14 protein-coding genes and 1 pseudogene are annotated in these 20,097 nt (G+C 42.9%); 8 read left to right on the top strand and 7 right to left on the bottom strand.

Features of this window, described 5'->3' with window-relative positions; genetic code table 11:
- The first annotated feature begins 46 nt into the window (after positions 1-46).
- Together H6G14_RS21320 and H6G14_RS21325 are read left to right on the top strand one after the other, a co-directional pair.
- Complete coding sequence (locus tag H6G14_RS21320; RefSeq protein ID WP_190569373.1) at positions 47-3,514, top strand: response regulator; 3,468 nt, start codon at positions 47-49, stop codon at positions 3,512-3,514.
- A 54-nt stretch (positions 3,515-3,568) separates the two neighbouring features.
- Complete coding sequence (locus tag H6G14_RS21325; RefSeq protein ID WP_190569375.1) at positions 3,569-4,837, top strand: hypothetical protein; 1,269 nt, start codon at positions 3,569-3,571, stop codon at positions 4,835-4,837.
- Positions 4,838-5,041: 204 nt separating this feature from the next.
- On the opposite strand, the gene recN is transcribed toward H6G14_RS21325, so the two are convergent.
- A complete protein-coding gene (gene recN, locus H6G14_RS21330) occupies positions 5,042-6,790 on the bottom strand; it encodes a DNA repair protein RecN (RefSeq protein WP_190569435.1) in 1,749 nt (582 codons plus the stop codon).
- 254 nt (positions 6,791-7,044) lie between these two features.
- Here recN and H6G14_RS21335 point away from each other — a divergent pair, with 254 nt between their 5' ends.
- Positions 7,045-9,045, top strand: coding sequence for an ABC1 kinase family protein (locus H6G14_RS21335; protein ID WP_190569376.1), 2,001 nt, complete (start codon positions 7,045-7,047; stop codon positions 9,043-9,045).
- 286 nt (positions 9,046-9,331) lie between these two features.
- Here H6G14_RS21335 and ftsH read toward each other — a convergent pair whose 3' ends face one another.
- Positions 9,332-11,269 carry an ATP-dependent zinc metalloprotease FtsH gene (gene ftsH / locus H6G14_RS21340; RefSeq protein ID WP_190569378.1) on the bottom strand — a complete coding sequence of 646 codons (1,938 nt, stop codon included), beginning with the start codon at positions 11,267-11,269 and terminating at the stop codon, positions 9,332-9,334.
- A gap of 222 nt (positions 11,270-11,491) precedes the next feature.
- Here ftsH and H6G14_RS21345 point away from each other — a divergent pair, with 222 nt between their 5' ends.
- From H6G14_RS21345 to H6G14_RS21355, 3 genes are all read left to right on the top strand, one after another.
- The gene (locus H6G14_RS21345; RefSeq protein ID WP_338421209.1) at positions 11,492-11,635 is read left to right on the top strand and encodes a hypothetical protein; all 144 of its coding nucleotides are present in this window, start codon (positions 11,492-11,494) and stop codon (positions 11,633-11,635) included.
- An 81-nt stretch (positions 11,636-11,716) separates the two neighbouring features.
- Positions 11,717-12,856: an AI-2E family transporter gene (locus H6G14_RS21350; RefSeq protein ID WP_190569382.1), complete on the top strand. Its 1,140-nt coding sequence runs from the start codon at positions 11,717-11,719 to the stop codon at positions 12,854-12,856.
- Positions 12,857-13,102: 246 nt separating this feature from the next.
- Entirely contained in the window at positions 13,103-13,543 is a 441-nt protein-coding gene (locus H6G14_RS21355) for a hypothetical protein (protein WP_190569384.1), read from the top strand.
- Positions 13,544-13,558: 15 nt separating this feature from the next.
- Here H6G14_RS21355 and H6G14_RS21360 read toward each other — a convergent pair whose 3' ends face one another.
- Entirely contained in the window at positions 13,559-13,981 is a 423-nt protein-coding gene (locus H6G14_RS21360) for a ketosteroid isomerase family protein (protein ID WP_190569386.1), read from the bottom strand.
- 221 nt (positions 13,982-14,202) lie between these two features.
- Positions 14,203-14,718 (bottom strand): orange carotenoid protein N-terminal domain-containing protein, encoded by a 516-nt coding sequence (locus tag H6G14_RS21365; protein ID WP_190569388.1) that lies wholly within the window; start codon positions 14,716-14,718, stop codon positions 14,203-14,205.
- A 216-nt stretch (positions 14,719-14,934) separates the two neighbouring features.
- Here H6G14_RS21365 and queG point away from each other — a divergent pair, with 216 nt between their 5' ends.
- Both queG and H6G14_RS21375 read left to right on the top strand, forming a co-directional pair.
- A complete protein-coding gene (gene queG / locus H6G14_RS21370) occupies positions 14,935-15,909 on the top strand; it encodes a tRNA epoxyqueuosine(34) reductase QueG (RefSeq protein WP_190569390.1) in 975 nt (324 codons plus the stop codon).
- On the top strand, positions 15,884-16,522 hold the full coding sequence (locus H6G14_RS21375) for an HAD-IA family hydrolase (RefSeq protein WP_190569392.1): 639 nt from the start codon (positions 15,884-15,886) through the stop codon (positions 16,520-16,522). Before queG ends, H6G14_RS21375 begins: the two co-directional genes overlap by 26 nt.
- A 201-nt stretch (positions 16,523-16,723) precedes the next feature.
- Here H6G14_RS21375 and H6G14_RS21380 read toward each other — a convergent pair.
- The 3 genes and pseudogenes from H6G14_RS21380 to H6G14_RS21390 all read right to left on the bottom strand — a co-directional run bounded on the left by H6G14_RS21380 (position 16,724) and on the right by H6G14_RS21390 (position 20,095).
- Positions 16,724-17,675: pseudogene (locus H6G14_RS21380) on the bottom strand (RpnC/YadD family protein).
- An 87-nt stretch (positions 17,676-17,762) separates the two neighbouring features.
- Positions 17,763-18,518, bottom strand: coding sequence for a class I SAM-dependent methyltransferase (locus H6G14_RS21385; RefSeq protein WP_190569394.1), 756 nt, complete (start codon positions 18,516-18,518; stop codon positions 17,763-17,765).
- An 8-nt stretch (positions 18,519-18,526) separates the two neighbouring features.
- Positions 18,527-20,095, bottom strand: coding sequence for a metallophosphoesterase family protein (locus H6G14_RS21390; RefSeq protein ID WP_190569396.1), 1,569 nt, complete (start codon positions 20,093-20,095; stop codon positions 18,527-18,529).
- Positions 20,096-20,097: the final 2 nt, after the last annotated feature.

Here is a 20,097-nt window from a genome sequence, read left to right on the forward strand (position 1 = left end):
TGAGATTAACCTTTATCCGACTGCCGTTACAGCAGGAAAGCGGTGCATGAAATCCCCAGTAAACAGTAAGCCCAAAATTTTGGTTGTTGATGATGAGCCAGACAACCTTGACTTGCTTTACCGCACCTTTTATCGTGACTACAAGGTGCTAAGAGCTATATCTGGCCCTGCGGCACTGGATCTGCTGGCGCAAGAGGGGGAGATCGCGGTGATCATCTCCGATCAGCGAATGCCGATCATGAGTGGTACAGAATTTTTGAGCCTAACAGCTACACAATATCCAGATATTATTCGGATTATATTAACTGGTTACACTGACGTAGAAGACTTGGTAGAAGCAATTAATGCTGGTAAGGTATTCAAATATGTCACTAAACCTTGGGAAGCTGAAGAACTCAAAGCCGTAGTTCGCCAAGCCTTGGATACTCACAATGTTCTCAAAGCCCGCACTCGTGAACTAACCCGCACGCTGCGTCAAGAATCACTGCTGAACACTGTCACCAATACAATTCGCAGTGCCTTAGATTATCGACAGATTTTGCAAGCAATTGTCGATACAGTTGGTCATATGTTAGAGGTGGATGTCTGTCTATTACGTTCCTTTCAAGAGGGACAATTAGTAGATGAAGGATTTGTTTACCAGAAAGATTCTCCAAGCCCAGTAGAAAAAACTATACATGATTCTGCCCCTTTGACTATTCTGGCTGATACTGTCTGGGAAACCCGCGAAGTGCAGATAATTCATGATGTGGCAGGTGATGAGCGCATTCATGGAGATAGCCCAGAGCTACAGCACAGAACTGATGCGTTTGCTGCGGCTGATATCCGTTCTAGTTTAGTTGTGCCACTGATTTGCCAACAAGAACTGATGGCAGTTTTGGCACTGCATCAATGCTCTCAAGCACGGGTCTGGGGAGAAGAAGAAGTGCAGTTAGTTTTGATGGTGGCGGATCAAGCTGCCTTGGCTTTGTCCCAGGCCTATGCTTATGAACAGGTACGGGCGCTGGCAAAACGAGAGTCCTTGATCAATACCATTACAACAGCGATTCGCTCTAGTCTGAATCCTGAAGATATTTTTGCGGCAATTACCCAAAAATTGGGGCAAGCTTTACAAGTTGACGGTTGTGTGTTGTCTTTGTGGACGGAGGAGGATGAGTTTGTCAAGTGTGTGGGCTTGTATGATAGTTCTCGACATAGCGAAGACTCGTTGGACAATCACCGTCTGATAACTCAGGAATTACCAGAGTCCCAAGCACCTATTTTAGAAAATCATATTTTACAGGAAATATTAAAAACCCATCAGCCTGTAATAATTACTGATATTAATCATTCGGATTGGGAAACCAAAAGGTTTGATTTACATTTGAAAATGCCAGCGCGATCGCTCATGGTTGTCCCTTTGCTGGCAGATGGCAAATGTATAGGCAGTATTACCCTACGAGAAGGGAAGAGAGCTAGGCAGTGGCTATCAGCTGATATTGAACTGGCTAAAGCCGTAGCCGCACAAGCAGCGATCGCCGTACAACAGTCCCATTTATACCAAAAGACCCGCGAACAAGCCGAGCGCTTGCTGCAATTAGACAAACAGAAAACAGAATTTTTTCAAAACATATCCCATGAATTTCGTACTCCTATCACCCTCATTCAAGGGCCGTTAGAATCGGCAGTGGGAGCAGGCGAGGGTTTATCTTACGCCCAAAGTGCGATCGCCTTGCGTAACTCCCGACGGTTGTTGCGGTTAGTTAACCAACTACTAGATTTACAACGCCTTGATGCAGGGAGAATGCAGCCTAGTTTCCGTCCTTGTGATTTAGTGGATTTTGTCAGTCAAATTGTTGAGTCATTTCGCCCCTATTGCGAAAAAAAGGCACTACATCTAACTACCGAATTAGATGAATGTCCCACAGTCTATATAGACATGGAAAAATTCGACAAGGTGGTTTATAACCTCCTGTCAAATGCCATGAAATTTACACCAGAAGGTGGCACAATCAGCGTTAAGCTACAATCCCAGGGACACCACTGCATCTTGCAAGTCCAAGATACAGGTATTGGCATTGTTAAAGAGCAAATTCCCCATCTGTTTGAGCGCTTCCGCCAAGCCGAAGGTTCAGAAAATCGCTCCTATGAGGGTAGCGGCTTAGGTTTAGCCTTAGTAAAAGAATTAGTAGAACTACATGGTGGCAGAGTCACTGTCGAATCAGTCTATGGCAAAGGTACAACCTTTACCCTATGGCTAGTTATCGGTAATGCTCACTTACCTCTACAGCAAGTATCAGATACGCCTGTTGAACTTACTACTAGTCGCGCCAGTGTAGAACTAGCTGATTTAGAACTAGTAGAATCAGCACTAGAAAATATAGATATAGAAACTATTAATCCCTTACCTATTACTGAGCCTCAGCAAACAGCAAACAGCACCCAGCACTCCACACATTCAATCCTCGTTGTTGATGACAACCCGGATCTGCGAACTTACGTATCCGATATTCTCCGCCGTAGTGGCTATCAAGTCTATACAGCTCGTAACGGTTATGAAGGATTTAGTAAAGTCCAAGAACTGACTCCTAATCTAATTGTTACTGATTTGATGATGCCTTTGGTAACAGGGTTAGAGATGATTCGGATGGTTCGCAACGACGAAAAGGTCAAAGGAACGCCAATCATTTTGCTAACCGCAAAAGTGGATGAGGAAACCCGCATCGAAAGCACGGAACATGGGGCGGATGCTTATTTAGCAAAACCATTTAATGACCGGGAACTTCTAGCAGAGGTTCGCAATCTTTTAGCTTTGAAGGAAAATGAAAAGCGAGTTTTGGAGTTAAATACTTACCTGACAGAATCAGTTCTTAAGCGCTTTTTACCGCCTGCTTTGGTGTCAAAAGCGGCTGCTGGTTCTTTGAGCTTAGATTTGCGTCCAGAACCGCGTTTAATTACGGTGTTGTTTAGCGACATCGTTGGTTTTACACAGTTAGCCAACACTCTCAGATCCCGGCGAGTGGCAGAATTACTGAATGAGTATTTAGAGTTCATGACTAAAGCTGTGTTTGATAATGGTGGCACTGTAGATAAGTTTATGGGGGATGCTATCTTAGCTCTCTATGGAGCGCCAGAAGAACTTACGCCTAATGAACAGGTGCGCCGAGCAGTGAATACGGCTAGAGCTATGCACGGCTCATTGGCCCAATTAAACCAACGTTGGCGGGATCAAGGGATCTTTGATACCCATGATTATGGTGGTGTACAGTTTCGCTGTGGTATTCATCAAGGGACGGCTGTTGTAGGAATGTTTGGTAGTGCCGAACGTGCGGACTATACTGCTATTGGGCCTAGTGTCAATATCGCCGCTCGATTGCAATCGGCTGCTGTTCCCGGTACAATTTTGGTTTCTGCTGCTGTCGCAGATTATTTACAAGACGAAGAAATTACTAAAGGTAGTCCGCTAAAACTTAAAGGAATAGATGAAACAGTTCTGACTTTTGCTGTGAAATCAGAATTAATGGTTAACCGTTAATATTCACACTAGATTCACCAGCAATAGCTCCGAATCATATATTTATATCTAAATATGACAACATCGGTAGCGGATAAAACTCCCACTCCCGCTAAAGTCTGGCGGAGACATAATGATCCACCTGGTTTATGGTTTGCTGTAGCTATAGGTTCAGCTTCACTTCACTTATTAGCTTTTTGGTTGATACGTTCATCTAGTGCGGTGGGGTTGTGGTTTCCACAGCCAGATCAAAGTGTTGTTCCTATAGATTTGATAGAAGTTACGCCTCAGACTACCTCTACAGATAAACCCGTCTCGCTACAACCTCAACAATCTGTACCAAACACTACCACGGCAAAATTACCACAAACTTCCACAAATCAGGATGCTGAGATCGTCAATTCTGGCGAGCAGTCCCAGTCGGAAAATAATAATGTTGCTCAATCTCAGGTGGAAGTTTTTCCTCAATCGGAATCTACACCAACTACAGAACCAGAACCCACTCCCACACCAACTACAGAACCAGAACCTACACCCACACAAACCACAGAACCAGAACCTATACCCACACAAACCACAAAACCAGAACCTACTCCTGCATCAACAGTTCCCGTGGGTGAGCTTCCTTGGAATCGTCGTGAAGAAATTGAACTGGGACAGGGAAAACCGCTACCTTCAGATATCCCACCTGTTACACCGGAACAAGTACAAGAGTCGGAAACAGTAGAAGACAAAACTCCGCGAGATGAAGAAGATACCCCAGAAACATCTTCTGGAGAAACGACAAACATTCCGACGGAGGATAACTCAGCCAATCCTAACAGTGAAACGGCAAATACTCCATCTGGGGATAATTCACCAACCCCAACAGGAGAAACTGCAAAAATTCCCACTGAGCAATATACACCAACTCCAACAGAAGAACCTGCAAACACCCCGACAGAGGATAATGCAAATTCTACCGCCAGGGGAGCGATCGCCACATTAGTACCTCTAGCAGAATCAGAAGCACGCCAATTAGTCAATGATTTACCAGAAGTCTTGTCTGCATATCAAGGAAGCAGTTCAAAAACTGTAGATTCCAGCTATCTTCCCGGCGATTCTCCCATCAAACCGGCGCAGTTACTAGCTAGTTTAGTGATTGATAAAAATGGTAACGTGCAGCAGGCGATCGTGATCGAAATAGAGCCAGCAAGTTTACAATCTGAGAAAAGCTTATATGAGCAACTTGTTGGTGATTTGTTCAAAAACGAAAGCTTTACTCCTGGCCACAATCGTGATGGAACCAAACCGGACTTCAGTAATTTTTTCGTCAGAGTGACAATAGAGCCAACTGGTCAATAGTCGCGTCGCTGACTCAGGACTTACGCACCCAGATTTTCTGTTGAGAACGGGTGTAAGGGTGTAGGGGTGTAAGGGTCTAAGAGTTTAAAACATTTATTTTGAATTCTGAATTTTGTAGCTTTAGCTTTCCGTAGGGTATTTCCCCAGTTAAATTTAACCGCACAGCAAATTTTTGATGCGGCTAATTAAGGGAGTATTGGAATTTCAACTTCTCTGTCCCTGACGGTGATTAGCGGCTTGCGTTAATAAACTTTCCGCAAAAGCGATCGCATCACTGGCGGATTTCCCACCAGCTAACTGGGCTAATTCTTCCCGGCGGGTAGTCAAATCATCTAAGTTTGTTACACGTACCACAGTACGCTGTTCACTACTACCATTGTTGGATTTTTTACCCTTACCCTGGGTGACAGTCTGCTTATCTACGCGGAAATGCTTATCTGCCATCGCTGCTACTAGTGGTTGGTGAGTGACACATAATACTTGATGATGTTGACTTAATTGGTGCAATTTTTCGGCGATCGCCTGTGCTACTCTCCCCGAAACCCCAACGTCGATTTCATCAAATACTAAGGTTGCTGCCGCGTCAGCTTGATTAAAACAGGCTTTCAGGGCTAGTAAAAAGCGGCTCATTTCCCCACCAGAAGCAATTTCTGTTAATGGTTGTAGTGGTTCCCCTGGGTTGGGGCTAAACATAAAGGTAATTTTGTCTGCACCAGCAGATGTTGGCACGATTGGCAATATTTCTACTTGAAACTTTACTTTTTCCATTGCCAAGGGTTTAAGTTCAGCTATCAACCGAGATTCTAAGGTAGCGCCTGTTTTCTGGCGTAACTGAGTTAACTTTTGGCAGGACTGAGTTAGTTTATCAAAACAGACTTTTTCTTGCTGTTCTAAACTTTCAATAGACTGTTCGCTATCGTTGAGGACTGCCAATTCCGCTTGAATTTTTTCGCTGTAGGCGATCGCTTCTGTTAAGCTGGGGCCATACTTACGGCAGATTTGTTTTAACTCTCGAATCCGTTCTTCTACTTCTTCTAGGCGCTGGGGGTCTGCTTCCAAACTTTCCCCATAAGTATTAATTTGTCTGGCTACTTCTGTGATGGCTGTTTGAGCATCCCTAACCAAATCTAACAATGGTTGTAACTGCCCGTCATATTCCACCATATCGTTTAAGGTGGCTTCGCTGTCGCCAAGTAGGTCTGAGACGGCTAGGGTTTCATCTTCGGTTTGATACAAAGCTTGATAGACCTTGTAACTCATCTGTTGTAAATCAACGACGTGATTCAGGCGTTCCCGTTCTTGTTGCAGTTGTTCCAATTCCTGGGGGTCGCTGAGATTGGCTGTTGATAACTCTTGGACTTGATAAGTCAATAAGTCCAGTTGTTGCAGTCGTTCCCGTTCCGATGTCCGGCGCTTTTCTAAATTTGTATGGGCTTGCTGATAAGCACTAAAAGCTGTACCGATATGCTGACGCTGCTGGATTAAAGTATCACCGCCATACATATCCAACCAATCCCGGACTTGGGCTGATTGTCCTACTTGTACTGTTTGACCTTGGGCTGTAATTTCCACCAAGCGATCGCGCAGTCCGCCCATGATCTGGCGATTGACTAACACACCATTCACCCGCGATCGGCTGCGGATATTACTAGTACTAACGGTGATTTCTCGACTAATAACTACAGAATTATCGTCAATTAAATCTATTTCTTGTTCTGTCAACCAAGCTGCTAAGGGGGGGTTTGTGGTGAAAGTGGCTTCCACCATAGCCCTAGATGTCCCAGTCCGAATCACCCTACTAGAAACTTTCCCACCTAACACAGCATCGATTGCATCTAAAATAATTGATTTTCCTGCGCCGGTTTCACCTGTTAAAACATTTAGACCCGCGCCGAAATCCAGTTCCAGTTGATCAATCAGGGCAAAATTTTCAATCCGCAGGCAAAGCAACATCAAGCCATATTCTCCTAGAGGGGCAGATGCCGGATATTTCCCACTTTCGGCAACCAGCAATACCTACTACCATTGAATTAGCAAGCACATTCAAGTGTAACAAAAAAGGCAGGATGGGGAGCAAAGGAGCAGAAAAAGACAAGGTAAATTATATTCCTAGTCTCTAGTTCTCAATTCCCAAACTAAATTAGCAATTTCCTGTAAAGATATTGTTACAATACTTAACAAGTTCAATCCGACCGGTGGCTCTATTCATGACTGTGAAGACACTTCCCCCAAATTCCCGACCGATTGAGGGCGAACTACAGCTAAAGGATACACAAGCCTTGGTTGTGCGCTCATCAGAACCCGTAAGTTCTGAAAGACCCCAGGTCTTGGTAACTAAAAATCTCGAACCTGAGACGATAGTTTATGACCCTGTAGCGGTAGCAGAGCATTATCGTCATCGACCCCTGCAAGTTTTGGGGCGGATTTTTGCTGTTTTGGGGCCGACTTTCTCCTTTGCCTTTGGGTTGTGGTGGGATATTAAACGGGGAGTAGTCGTCAAAAATGACCGTCGTCGAGCCATTCAGTTAAAAGAATTATTAACGCAACTGGGGCCTGCTTACATCAAAATTGGTCAAGCCTTATCTACTAGACCGGATTTGGTTCCCCCCGTATATTTAGAAGAACTCACCAGATTACAAGACCAATTACCTGCTTTTCCTAACGAAATTGCCTACCAATTCATTCAAGAAGAATTAGGACAGCCACCAGAAGAAGTTTACGCCGAACTTTCATCTCAACCAATTGCGGCTGCTTCTTTGGGACAAGTTTATAAAGGTAAGTTAAAAACAGGGGAAGAAGTAGCAGTTAAAGTCCAGCGTCCAGATTTACGAGAACGAATTACGATTGACTTGTATATCTTGCGTGGGCTAGCGGCTTGGGTACAGAAGAAAGTCAAGAGGGTACGCAGTGACTTAGTTGGGATTTTGGATGAATTAGGCGATCGCATTTTTGAAGAGATGGATTATATCCACGAAGGTGAAAATGCTGAACGCTTCTTCCAACTATACGGTCATATACAAGACATATATGTGCCGAGAATATACTGGGAATATACTAACCGTCGTGTTTTGACGATGGAGTGGATCAACGGCACAAAACTCACCCAAACAGCAGAAATTAGCGCCCAAGGGATAGATGCTCGTTATCTCATCGAAGTTGGTGTGCAGTGTTCCTTAAGGCAACTTTTAGAACATGGATTCTTTCACGCTGACCCCCACCCTGGTAACTTGTTAGCCACACCAGACGGTAAACTAGCTTACCTAGACTTTGGGATGATGAGTGAGATTAAACCACCGCAACGTTATGGTTTAATTGAGGCGATCGTCCATGTAGTTAATCGTGACTTTGAAGGGTTAGCACAAGACTACGTTAAATTAGATTTCCTTTCACCAGAAACAGACCTCACCCCAATTATTCCCGCATTTGGCAAAGTTTTTGCCAATGCTCAAGGGGCTAGCGTAGCCGAATTTAACATTAAGAGCATCACTGATGAACTATCAGAATTGATGTATGAGTATCCTTTCCGCGTACCTCCCTACTACGCTTTAATCATTCGCTCCCTCGTCACACTGGAAGGGATTGCTATCTATATAGATCCCAACTTTAAGGTATTGAGTGAGGCTTATCCCTACGTCGCTAAACGCTTGTTAACCGACCCAGCACCAGAATTAAGAATATCGTTGCGAGACTTGCTCTTTAAAGATGGTAAATTTCGTTGGAATCGGTTAGAAAATTTATTACGTAATGCGCGGAAAAACCAAGACTACGACCTGAACTTAGTAGTGAATCAAGGTGTAGATTTCCTCTCATCTGAGCGTGGCTCTTTTATTCGAGATAAGTTGGTCGATGAATTTCTCAACGGAATCAATGCTTTAAGTAAAAATGTGCTGCATAACTTTACCTACCTCCTCAGAGAAAGAGTCGGTATCACAGCCATTAACGAAACTCCAGCCGCGACAGTTGAGCAACAACAGACCTTAGAACATATCAAAAATATCTTAAATATTCTACGAGAAACTCGTGGCTTTGACCCAGCCCAGCTTGCACCTCAAGTTGCTCAGTTGGCTTTCAATCCAGGCGTGCAGCGTTTGGGACAGCAAGTTGCTAATCAATTAGTGCAGAAAGCTACTGTGCGTCTAATTCGGGAGTTATTAACAGCAGAAGAGGTCAAGAATAGTGAAATTGAATACCCCACAACAAGAGTGTAATTTCAAGTTCTGCTAATTCTGATGATATGGTTGGTCTGGGTTGGTAATGGGTAATAGCTAATTGGTAATTGGTTTTTCTATTAACCATTACCAATTACCAGTCACCAACAGGAAAGTTAAAAGCTTAATGTCCCCCACTAAGATTCGTTACTACGAATTCAGTGGGGGACAAAAGTTATTAGGGTGCGTCAGTATGAATAATTTCTTGGTACAGCTAGGTTTTCTTGCACTGACGCACCCTACAATTTGGATATTTTTTATCTGGAAATCCCTAAAGGTGTAACCTTTAGACCAGAAGTGTTTGCATGAGGGGTTTATCCTCCGATATCTTACCTGTCCGCAACCATTCTTGTAGTTCTTCTGGTGCTTGAGCTTGGCTGAGGCGTTCCCTGAGTGCAGCACCTTCGAGAATTTCTGTTTGCAGAAGTTCCTGTGCAGTTTCTTCCAACAAATCACGGTTATTTTGCAGGATACTCAAGGCGATGTGGTGAGCATTATCTACAATCTGCTTAACTTCGCGGTCAATTTCCTCAGCCACTTTGGGACTAATGGAACGGCGAGGATTACCATAACCTTCGAGAAATTGTTGTTGAATCTTCTCAAAAGCTACCGGCCCTAATTTGTCACTCATTCCATATAAAGTAACGTAGCGTTCTGCTAAGTCTGTGGCTTTTTGAATGTCATCACTTGCACCGGTGGAGACTTTACCAAAGACTGTTTCTTCCGCCGAACGTCCACCCAACAGAGTTGCAATTCGCCCGCGAATTTCATCTTCAATCATCAAGAAGCGGTCTTCTTCAGGCATTTGAATTGTATAACCCAAAGCGCCAACACCACGAGGAACAACAGAGATTTTCTCAACTCTACCAGCGCCCGGCATTAATGCGCCGATAATGGCGTGACCAACTTCGTGATAGGCGACGGTCTTCTTCTCGGTTTCATTCAAGACACGAGAACGTTTTTCTAAGCCAGCTACTAACCTTTCAATGGCTTCGTTGAAATCTGCCATCACGACAGCTTGGCGATTTTGTCTTGCAGCTAACAGTGCAGCTTCATTGACGAGGTTGGCTAAATCTGCACCAGCAAAACCAGGTGTTTTGATAGCGATGTTACCTAAATCGACATCATCAGCTAATTTCACATTTCTGGCGTGGACTTTGAGAATTGCTTCTCGACCAATTTTATCAGGGCGATCGACCACGACTTGGCGGTCAAAGCGACCAGGACGGCGCAAAGCAGGGTCTAGAACTTCGGGACGGTTGGTAGCAGCGATGATAATGACACCTGTATTAGCATCAAAGCCATCCATTTCTGTGAGCAACTGGTTGAGGGTTTGTTCGCGTTCGTCGTTACCACCAACAAAGCCACCAGCACCACCGCGAGATTTACCTAGTGCGTCTAACTCATCGATAAAGACGATACAGGGAGCTTGTTTTTTGGCTTGCTCAAATAAGTCACGCACACGCGCCGCACCGACACCAACAAACAACTCGATAAATTCTGAACCAGAGATACTAAAGAAGGGTACACCAGCTTCACCAGCGATCGCTTTTGCTAATAATGTTTTACCAGTCCCAGGAGGGCCGACTAACAACACACCTTTAGGAATTTTCGCACCTAAATTTGTGTACTTAGTGGCATTTTTCAAGAAATCAACAATTTCTTCTAATTCCGCCTTGGCTTCATCCACCCCAGCCACATCGAGAAATTTCACCCCTGTGCTACCTTCTGAGTAAATCCGGGCTTTACTTTTCCCCACTGTCAATGCAGCCGGGCCAGCACCTTGGCGGTTAATTAAAAATGCCCAAATCCCAAAGAAAATTAACGGTGGTGCTACCCAACTTAGTAGCGTTCCAATCCAGCCGTTTTGGTCTGGTGGTGGTGCGGCAAACTCGACATTATTATCGCGGAGAATCTTCGGTAAGTCTAAATCAATAGCTACTGGTGTGGTAGCAAATACTTGGTCAACGACTTTACCATCGGGGGTTTGGGTTTTGATGGAGTATTGAATGCGATCGCTCCCTACAATCGCCTTATCTACTTTACCAGCTTGTACTTGAGCGATAAAGTCACTATAAGGAACCTGGGGTAAGCGAGGGCCAGAAAAACTGGGAACAATAAAGTTAAGCAATAACAGCAAAGTTAGCAGGATTAGGAAACTGCCGCCAAATTGCCGTAACCTTGGTGGTTTAATGGAATTTTTTTTATCAGTTTCAACAGGCATTTTGATGTAACCTCAATTTAAATTATTTGTTAGAGACGCGATTAATCGCGTCTGTACAATTTTCTAGTCCCGAATATTGGTAAACTTTTGTGTACTCTTAGGTCTATTGTAAAGATTTGATAGTGTCGCTTAAATTAGTGGATACCCGCCTGAAAATGTGTATTGCCGTACTTTATGGAAAATCAGCTAAGTTTTGTTCTCAAATTGCTTATAATATCTGCCTTGATCTCAGTTTCAATTAAATATTTAGCGCCGATTTGGCCGATTCCGGCGACGGTAACCAATGCTCTAATTTTAGTTTTATCACCGACTATAATTTTGGCGATCGCTCTTTTCTGGCGATTCCAAACACAAAAACAAAATTAACTCAATCATCCAGGCTCAATTGCTAAAATCAGCCTGGGATTGTGAGTAATTTTCATCACATCAACAGCTGGGAGTCAGCCTGTGAACCTTGGTCAATGGATCGGCTTAATCGCTATAGTTCTTTCTCTATATATATTGTGGCAAATTAGGGAAGTACTTCTACTCATGTTTGCCGCAGTTGTCTTAGCCACTACTTTAAATCGGCTAGCCAAACGCTTTCAACGTTCTGGGATGAAACGAGGATTGGCTGTGGTGCTGGCTGTGGCCATATTCTTCGCTGTTGTCGTCGGTTTTTTCTGGCTGATTGTCCCGCCTTTTGCCCAGCAGTTTAATGAACTTACCTATCGAGTTCCCCAAGGATTTGAACGCTTCAATGGTTGGATTAACGAACTGAGAACGCGCATCCCAGCCCAGTTAGTCCCTTACATTCCCGATCTGAATAGTCTGATTCAACAAGCACAACCCTTTATTAATAGGGTCTTGGGGAGTTCTTTTGCCATTGTTTCCGGCTCACTGGAAGTAGTTCTCAAAGTCTTACTGGTGTTAGTTTTAACCGGAATGTTGCTAGCTGACCCCATCGCTTACCGCAAAGTATTTGTGCGGCTGTTCCCTTCCTTTTATCGCCGCCGGGTAGATGGAATTTTAGATAAATGCGAAGTTTCTTTGGAGGGGTGGGTTACAGGTGCGGTGATTGCGATGGGTGTAGTCGGACTGATGAGTGTAGTTGGCTTGTCAATCTTAGGTGTAAAAGCCGCCTTAGCTTTAGGCGTTTTAGCCGGATTTTTGAATCTGATTCCCAATCTAGGCCCTACCTTAAGTGTCGTCCCAGCAATGGCGATCGCACTTTTAGATAGTCCGTGGAAAGTTGTTGCTGTCTTGATTCTTTACTTCATTATCCAACAAGCTGAGAGCAACTTCATCACGCCGATAGTCATGGCGCAACAAGTCTCATTACTTCCAGCTGTGACCTTAATTTCCCAGCTATTTTTTGTTACCTTCTTCGGCTTTTTAGGATTATTCTTAGCATTACCCCTGACTGTTGTTGCCAAAATTTGGGTGCAAGAAGTCTTAATCAAAGATGTTTTAGATGAATGGGGACATAACCACTCACAAGAGTCTGAGTTAGTCATGGTTTCTCGCTATTCTGAAGGAGATGATCCTTGGTCAGATGATAAACCAGCTAATAAACCTGCTGATGATACTGTGTCTCAGGAAGATTAGTTAGTTCAGCTAATATGAAGCGATCGCTTATTAGTTTTATGATAGGCGATCGCTTTGTTCTATCTCCTAGCCTCCCAATTATTACAGGATATTAAGTAAGTTAATAACTTTTGCTAAATTTATTTGATTTATAGGTAGAACTTATTAGATATTTGAAGCATAGAGCCACGTTTGCATTCTTAGTGTTATGCAGAGTAGTGGGAAATCCTTTTTAAGTAAAACCAAAGTCGTAACTCACCAATACCAATGGAAGCTTTGTTTTGTTTATCACCACGCTATCGCCTTGATGATGAATCACCTTGGTTAGAGGGAATAGACCCCAGTCGGCATTACTGGGTTATGGTAAATGGAGATAAAAATCTCACCGTAGCTTTGCCTGGGTTAATGGTTTCTACGATGAGTGAACTGAGACAAGCTATCCGGGAGTTTCGCGCTTTGCAACCAGGGGATACAATGACTTTGGTGAGAATTGCCAGTGCTTGCACCCTTCACTGTGTTGGGAGTAACTGCTACGCTATAGAAGCTACAATCAACAATGCTCCTGTTTGGCATTTGTTTGATCAAGAGACTTTGGATAGCTTATTGATGACAGCACACCCCGATTGGCAATGTGCGCCATCAGATGTTGAATTGGGAAGAAGAATGCTGCTACGTTCCCTACAAGCAGCAACCGTAACCCAAAGTTAGAATAATTAATCAAGACTATTGCTCACGACGCAAAGCCAGTAACTCTTGGGGAGAAGCTAAGAGTTTAATTTGAGTGTGGATGATCTGTTTTTCTGGGTTAAGAGTAAATAACCATAAGACATTTACACCACACCAAGAAGTTTGGGCTTTACCTGAAACTTGTACTTGAGTGTGTCCGTCTTCTGAGGTTTCAGCTATTCCCTGCTTAGGGTCAGCTTTGATACCTTGGGCTTCTTGTTGTAAGTAGGCAGCGATCGCATCTGGCCCCACAATACCAGATTCAAAGGGTGGATACATTACTCCATCAGTAGCAAATAACGCGGCGGTGGCTGCAAATTCTCCAGCGTTGAGGGTAGTAAAGTATTGTAAGATTGTTGGTTGTGTGATTCCTGCAATACTTTTTGTCTGGATATTAGGGAGAGACTCAGCAGCTTGCATAAAATTTCCCGTATGTAAACTCTAAAGTTTAAGGTTGTGGTCAAAACTAATTTCTTGACTACAAACCTGAATTTAAATGTAAAAGTAGATATAAAAAAAGCTGCTATTGGGATGTATTACCCATAACAGAAACTCTGACTTAAGTAAGATTTAGTTCCTAAATAAATATCTAGGAACTAAATCTGGTATGACATTGAGGTTGGAAAGATATTGGTAGATGGTTAATCAGCTAAGGGGTCAACACCCATATCAGCCACTACTTTGCGGAGAACGGTGATTTGTTGACCAAAGTCTAATACCTTCAGTGCTTCTAATACTTGAGAGCCATCACGAGAGATTTTATAGTCTGTTGGTACGGGTACAACGAAGCCTTTAACCATTAATTCTGATAATTCATACCAGAAAGCCAACTTGGTATTATTGCTGAGGATACCGTAAGAGCGAGAAAATTGAGTATTATTTTTAGCAGCTAAGTCACGCATTACTTGTAACTGTTCTGCATGAGACATCTGCTTGATTTGATTTAACAAACCTTCAGCTAATTGTAAACGAGCTGCGCCTGTAGCGGCTGGTGTAATAGAACGTCCCATTTCGGTGTAAGCGTACCATAGTACTGCCAACTGGTCGTCTATGCTGAGAGCTTGAAATACAGTAATGGTAGAAGCAACAGCATCACCAGTTTGGATACCGAAAGCTTGGGAAAAACGGGTTGAAGCGGAATCAGAAGTGAATGTCATGATTGCACCACAGTCGATGGGTTTATATACTTTGCGAATCAGTGGGAGGGTTGCATCACTCTGGGTTGCTTGTCCTCTTGCATCTATGTTGCATTATTTCTTAATAATCGGCAAATAAAATTTACAAATGGATTGAGTAGGAAATATTGAACCTAAGTCTTGACTAAGTTATGTATAATCAGAAGGCTGCCATTTTGGCAAAATTTGGTTATACAAATGAACTACTGTTCCATCGTTAGCAGCAGTGTGGTAAAAGAAAAGGCTAAAGAGATAGGCTTCCACAAGGTTGGCATTGCTGCTGTCAATGAAAGTAAAAATATAGAAGCAGAGAGGCTGCAAGCATGGATCAAGCTTGGTTATCACGCTGATATGGAGTGGATGAATAACCCGAAGCGTAGTGATATAAGCTTGATCATGCCAGAAGCGCGATCGCTTGTGTGCGTCGCTCTTAATTACTACACCCCACACCAACGTCCCGATAGTGCAGAATACGCCAAAATCTCTCGCTATGGTTGGGGAAGAGATTATCACAAGGTGATGCACAGAAAACTCAAAGCACTAACCACTTGGTTACAATCATTAGACCCAGGTATTCAAGCTCGTTACTATGCAGATACCGGCCCAGTCCAAGATAAAGTATGGGCGCAACGAGCAGGGATTGGCTGGATAGCGAAAAATGGGAATGTAATTACTAGAGAGTATGGCTCTTGGGTATTCTTGGGTGAAGTAGTGACGAATCTAGAACTAGAAAAGGATAGTCCTCATACAGAACATTGTGGTAGCTGTACTCGTTGTTTAGATGCTTGTCCTACAGGGGCGATTACTCAGCCGTTTGTGGTGGATGCTAATCGGTGCATCGCTTATCATACCATCGAGAATCGGGCAGAAGAATTACCGGAGGCGATCGCATCTCGAATGCAAGGCTGGGTAGCTGGTTGTGATATTTGCCAAGATGTTTGTCCTTGGAATCAACGTTTTGCACAAACAACAGATGTGGTAGATTTTCAACCATACCCAGACAATATTGCTCCTAAGCTGATAGAATTAGCGCAAATCTCAGACGAGGAGTGGGATAAACGATTTCCGGCATCAGCGTTAAGGAGAATTAAGCCAGAAATGTTAAGACGGAATGCCCGTGCTAATCTAGACGCATCTAAGCGAAATAATGACCCAGAAAGTAATCATTTTTGATTTTGATGGCACGATTGCGGATACCGTAGATGCTCTTGTAAGTATTGCCAACCGCTTGGCGGTAGAGTTCGGTTATCTACAAATTACCCCAGAGCAATTGACTCTCCTTAGGAATTTTTCATCTAGAGAAATTATCAAGTATTCAGGAGTTTCTCTGATAAAAATACCGTTTTTGGTTAAAAAAGTTAAGTCAGAGTTAAAAAATAAAATTCATGAATTAAAACCTATTCCTGGTATTAAAGAAGCTTTATTAGAACTGAAAGAAAATGATTATAAACTAGGAATAATTACGTCCAATTCTAGAGAAAATGTGACAAATTTCTTGAGCATTAATGAACTAGACAGTTTGTTTGACTTTATTTACTCAGGAGTCACAATTTTTGGTAAAACAACTATAATTAATAATGTTCTGAGACAAAAACAATTCAAACCCCAAACCGTAATTTATGTTGGTGATGAAACTAGAGATATTGAAGCCTCAAAGAAAGCTAACATTAAAGTAATCGCCGTGACTTGGGGTTTTAATTCACCTGAAATATTAGCTAAACAAAATCCAGATTTTTTAATTCACCAACCAAGGGAATTATTGGAGGTAATTAAAAATAGTCAATAGGGGCTTATAGATAAAAAAGCATCCAATTAGGTTGGGTGCGTCAGTGTGAAAAAACCTAGCTATCCCAAAAAATTATTCCTACTGACGTACCCTACTGACCGTCTTTAATTCTGTTGGCGTTCGCGGTAGCGTCTCGTAGAGAAGCTTTCCCGTAGGGTATTTTGAATTTTGAATTGATTCATTTTTTGGTGTTTCCTAACATTAGGAATTGAGGAACCTATTTAATAATTCTTCCCTCGATAATTGCAGTAATATAGGAGTGAATTGTTCAGGAGTTAATTTCAATAGAGGTTCAATAACTGCGCTTAATTCTGCATCTAAAGAGCCAAATCGAACTTGCAATACATTCTCTATAACTTGACGACGTTCAGCTTGGATTCCTTCCTGAAGACCTTCCTGAAGACCTTCCTGAAGACCTTCTTGAATACCTTCTTGAATACCTTGTTGTTTCGCTTCTGCTAATTTTTGCTCATAAATAGGTGATAAGCGCATAATTAAATCTCTATCCTCTTCGTCTAGATTTTGACTTACTTCTAAGGTGGTCTTTAAACTCAATAATAAATCAATTGCTTTGGAGCGTATGGGGTTTGTGTAGGGAAGCGCTTCTAATTCCTCTATTGCTTGTTTTTGAACTTTTCCTTTTCCTAAAATTCTCAACCACAATGTATCTTCTGTACAAGGTAATTGATGAATAGCCACAATAGCCGTTCGCAAATATTCACCTAAAAAATGTATACCCTTACCCCATTTTTCCTCATCTATGCTAGTTCTAAAGCCGTCTAGTATAGATTCAGAGGCGGTGGGTGACAAAATCCATAGGCGCGGTAATTCTGATTCGGAAGTGCGGTTTTTTTTCACCTTTAGCCTGACGCTTAATTTCAGCAAAGATGTCAAATAACTTGTTCATACAACTACGAATTTCTGCAATTGTAGCTGCATTTCTGAATGGTTCAATTAGTGCAGGCTCAGAGGCGATTTTTCCTAACAGCCCTATTTGTATTGTACTATTGCTTGATGGGGGTGAAGGTGCAAAGTAAACATCAATCTCTCGTATTTCTGTAGGTACTTTGCGACTTGTTTCTACATCTCCCAATGGCTGTAATAATTCTTTAAGATAATCTTTGGCGAATTGGTCGTAGGGAAACCTAGTCATGTACTGATTGTAGGATGATAGTGATATTTTATATGAGTGTGAGCCTGTACCAGCGATCGTATCTCATAGCTCTTCAGCCCAGCCTAATCATGAGTTTTTGAGCGCTTTTTCAAATATCATTAGGTGTTGCTGTGGTAAGAAATTATTAGTTTCTCGCCACGTTAATCCAACAGCAGCCATTTCTTGACGGACTTGCTTTTGCGTCATCTTATGCAGACGCTTAATCATGATAAATGGATTTTCGCCTCGATACTCCACCAGTACAACTTTACCGCCTGGTTTCAGGGCTTTGACTATTCCTTGCATCACTTCCTGGGGATATTCAAACTCATGGTAAGCATCCACCATCAGTGCTAAGTCTACACTTGCTGGTGGAAGATTTGGATTATTGGCAGTTGCCAAAATAGGCTCAATATTGGCGATATTTTTCTCTTGTTTGAAAAACTCCAGAATTTCCAACATTTCTGGCTGAATATCCACAGCAAAAACCTTACCAGTTGTTAGTAAAGGGGCAATTTGCAAACTAATATAGCCAGTACCAGCACCAATGTCTGCGACAACATCATCAGGTTTTAAATTTAAGGCATTAATTAATTTACTAGGCTGTTCTTCCGCTTCACGGCTTGGTCTTTCCAGCCAACCTGCGCCTGTGTGTCCCATGAATTTGGCAATTTCTCGCCCCATGTAGTATTTACCAATACCATCTGGGCTGTGGATAGACCTTTGTTCATAAACACTGGAAGTTGTGGGACTCGCTATTGCTACGCCTGTACCATCCAGTAGCCAACATCCTCCAATCAACCAAATAATTACAATTAAATGCCAAATTCTATAAATCATCATAGTTCTTGTTAAATCACAAAAGACTCCAACTCACGCTGATTCCACAGTCCATCAACCCGTTCTGCGACCAAGGGTCTGACAATAAATTTAGGCGGATTACCATCTTGAACATCAATTCGTACACCAGAGTAGGAAAGGCACTTTTGGAGGTTTTGTTCACTCCGTCCCACATACAACCGCGAGTCTGCAACTTTCCGCAAAGAATGACCAGGAACATCGCTAAAAATCTCCATTAACTCTGTCCCCTCTGGTCGCTGACGACGGGGACGGCGACCACTACCACCAGAGATAATACAATTGAGGTTTGAGTCTGCATAGCCTGTATCAGTTGTGCGGAGATATTCTAAACAGTGGGCATGACCGTTAAATATTAAATCAACTATGGGGCGTTCTTTCACCAAAGCGCCGAGAGTTTCCGCCACTTGGTCGAATACCCAGCGCAGACGATGACGCACCGCCAAAGTTTGGGCTTGATTCCACTTGGTTGCTTCTGTAACGTATGGTGGATGGTGGAAAAATAAGATTCTTCCCCGGACTTCCTTGGTATTCCAAGATTCGATTAAGCGATTTCGTAACCATTCCAGTTGTTCAAAATCGATATTTACTGTGTCGTGAGATGCGAGTTGCTTCTCGATGTCGAGTTTGATTTCATTGATTTGGTCTAACTTGGCGCTGAGGTCGTCGAGTTGTTCCGCATCATCTGGTTGATCTGGATTGAGACGATCGCACTCTGCTAAAATTTGTAGTTCTTCTTGGTCTATTTCTTGGCGACGCTTTTGCAATTCCCGGCGGTAAATGTCTCCGGCTTGGGTTGTGGGTAGAGGTGACGGTGTATTCCAAGTATTAGAATCAAGGGCAAAAAAATCTATCCCACCATAACGAAAACTGTAATAACGGTTAGGTACACGGGTGAAATTTCCCGGTACATAACGTAGACAGCGATTAGTATCAGTTTTGGCGGTGTAGTGTAAATCTAAATGACGATGTAAGTCTTCTGGTGTAATGGTTGCTAGATAATCAATAAAGGCTCGTGAGTAAGCATCCCCTTGGTTAGAACCGTGCCAACCAATTTCAAAATCCTTATACCGTAGCATCCGCCGCAACTGTAAAGTACTACCAGTCAACAAGCGATACATCAAAGGCACATCATAATAATCATGATTGCCCAGAACAGGTAAAAACGGTAGATTAAAAGTCATGCGATCGTAAGCAATGTTTTGGGGATGCTCACCACCCACTAAAAACTCCCGGTAAGGTTCGATAAAGTTTGCTGGGTAATACTCATGGGAACCCACCACATAAATTACATCGCCCGTGTGCAGCACAAAACGGCATTCATCCTTGTGAGATAGCATTAGTTCTGCAACTTGTCTTTGGGGATGATGTCCGTAATGAGACTTTGTACCACTATCCCCAATCACCATAAACGAAAATTCCGGGTTATCATCCCGGCCATCGTCTATTACCATACTCGTTTGGTCAATTCCCCGTTGCACAATACTAGGGTGCTTCCACCGCACCCTCTCTTTCATCTTTTGAATTTTTACAGGAATCGACGGTTCGGAAATCAGTTTCATAC

The organism is Nostoc parmelioides FACHB-3921, from assembly GCF_014696625.1.
GTDB classification, from domain to species: Bacteria; Cyanobacteriota; Cyanobacteriia; order Cyanobacteriales; family Nostocaceae; genus Trichormus; species Trichormus parmelioides.

Bases quoted from the DNA above. Each gene is read 5' to 3' on its own strand.
- H6G14_RS21320 (WP_190569373.1), top strand. From the start codon at position 47: ATGAAATCCCCAGTAAACAGTAAGCCCAAAATTTTGGTTGTTGATGAT.
- H6G14_RS21325 (WP_190569375.1), top strand. From the start codon at position 3,569: ATGACAACATCGGTAGCGGATAAAACTCCCACTCCCGCTAAAGTCTGG.
- recN (WP_190569435.1), bottom strand. From the start codon at position 6,790: ATGTTGCTTTGCCTGCGGATTGAAAATTTTGCCCTGATTGATCAACTG.
- H6G14_RS21335 (WP_190569376.1), top strand. From the start codon at position 7,045: ATGACTGTGAAGACACTTCCCCCAAATTCCCGACCGATTGAGGGCGAA.
- ftsH (WP_190569378.1), bottom strand. From the start codon at position 11,269: ATGCCTGTTGAAACTGATAAAAAAAATTCCATTAAACCACCAAGGTTA.
- H6G14_RS21355 (WP_190569384.1), top strand. From the start codon at position 13,103: ATGGAAGCTTTGTTTTGTTTATCACCACGCTATCGCCTTGATGATGAA.
- H6G14_RS21360 (WP_190569386.1), bottom strand. From the start codon at position 13,981: ATGCAAGCTGCTGAGTCTCTCCCTAATATCCAGACAAAAAGTATTGCA.
- H6G14_RS21365 (WP_190569388.1), bottom strand. From the start codon at position 14,718: ATGACATTCACTTCTGATTCCGCTTCAACCCGTTTTTCCCAAGCTTTC.
- queG (WP_190569390.1), top strand. From the start codon at position 14,935: ATGAACTACTGTTCCATCGTTAGCAGCAGTGTGGTAAAAGAAAAGGCT.
- H6G14_RS21375 (WP_190569392.1), top strand. From the start codon at position 15,884: ATGACCCAGAAAGTAATCATTTTTGATTTTGATGGCACGATTGCGGAT.
- H6G14_RS21385 (WP_190569394.1), bottom strand. From the start codon at position 18,518: ATGATGATTTATAGAATTTGGCATTTAATTGTAATTATTTGGTTGATT.
- H6G14_RS21390 (WP_190569396.1), bottom strand. From the start codon at position 20,095: ATGAAACTGATTTCCGAACCGTCGATTCCTGTAAAAATTCAAAAGATG.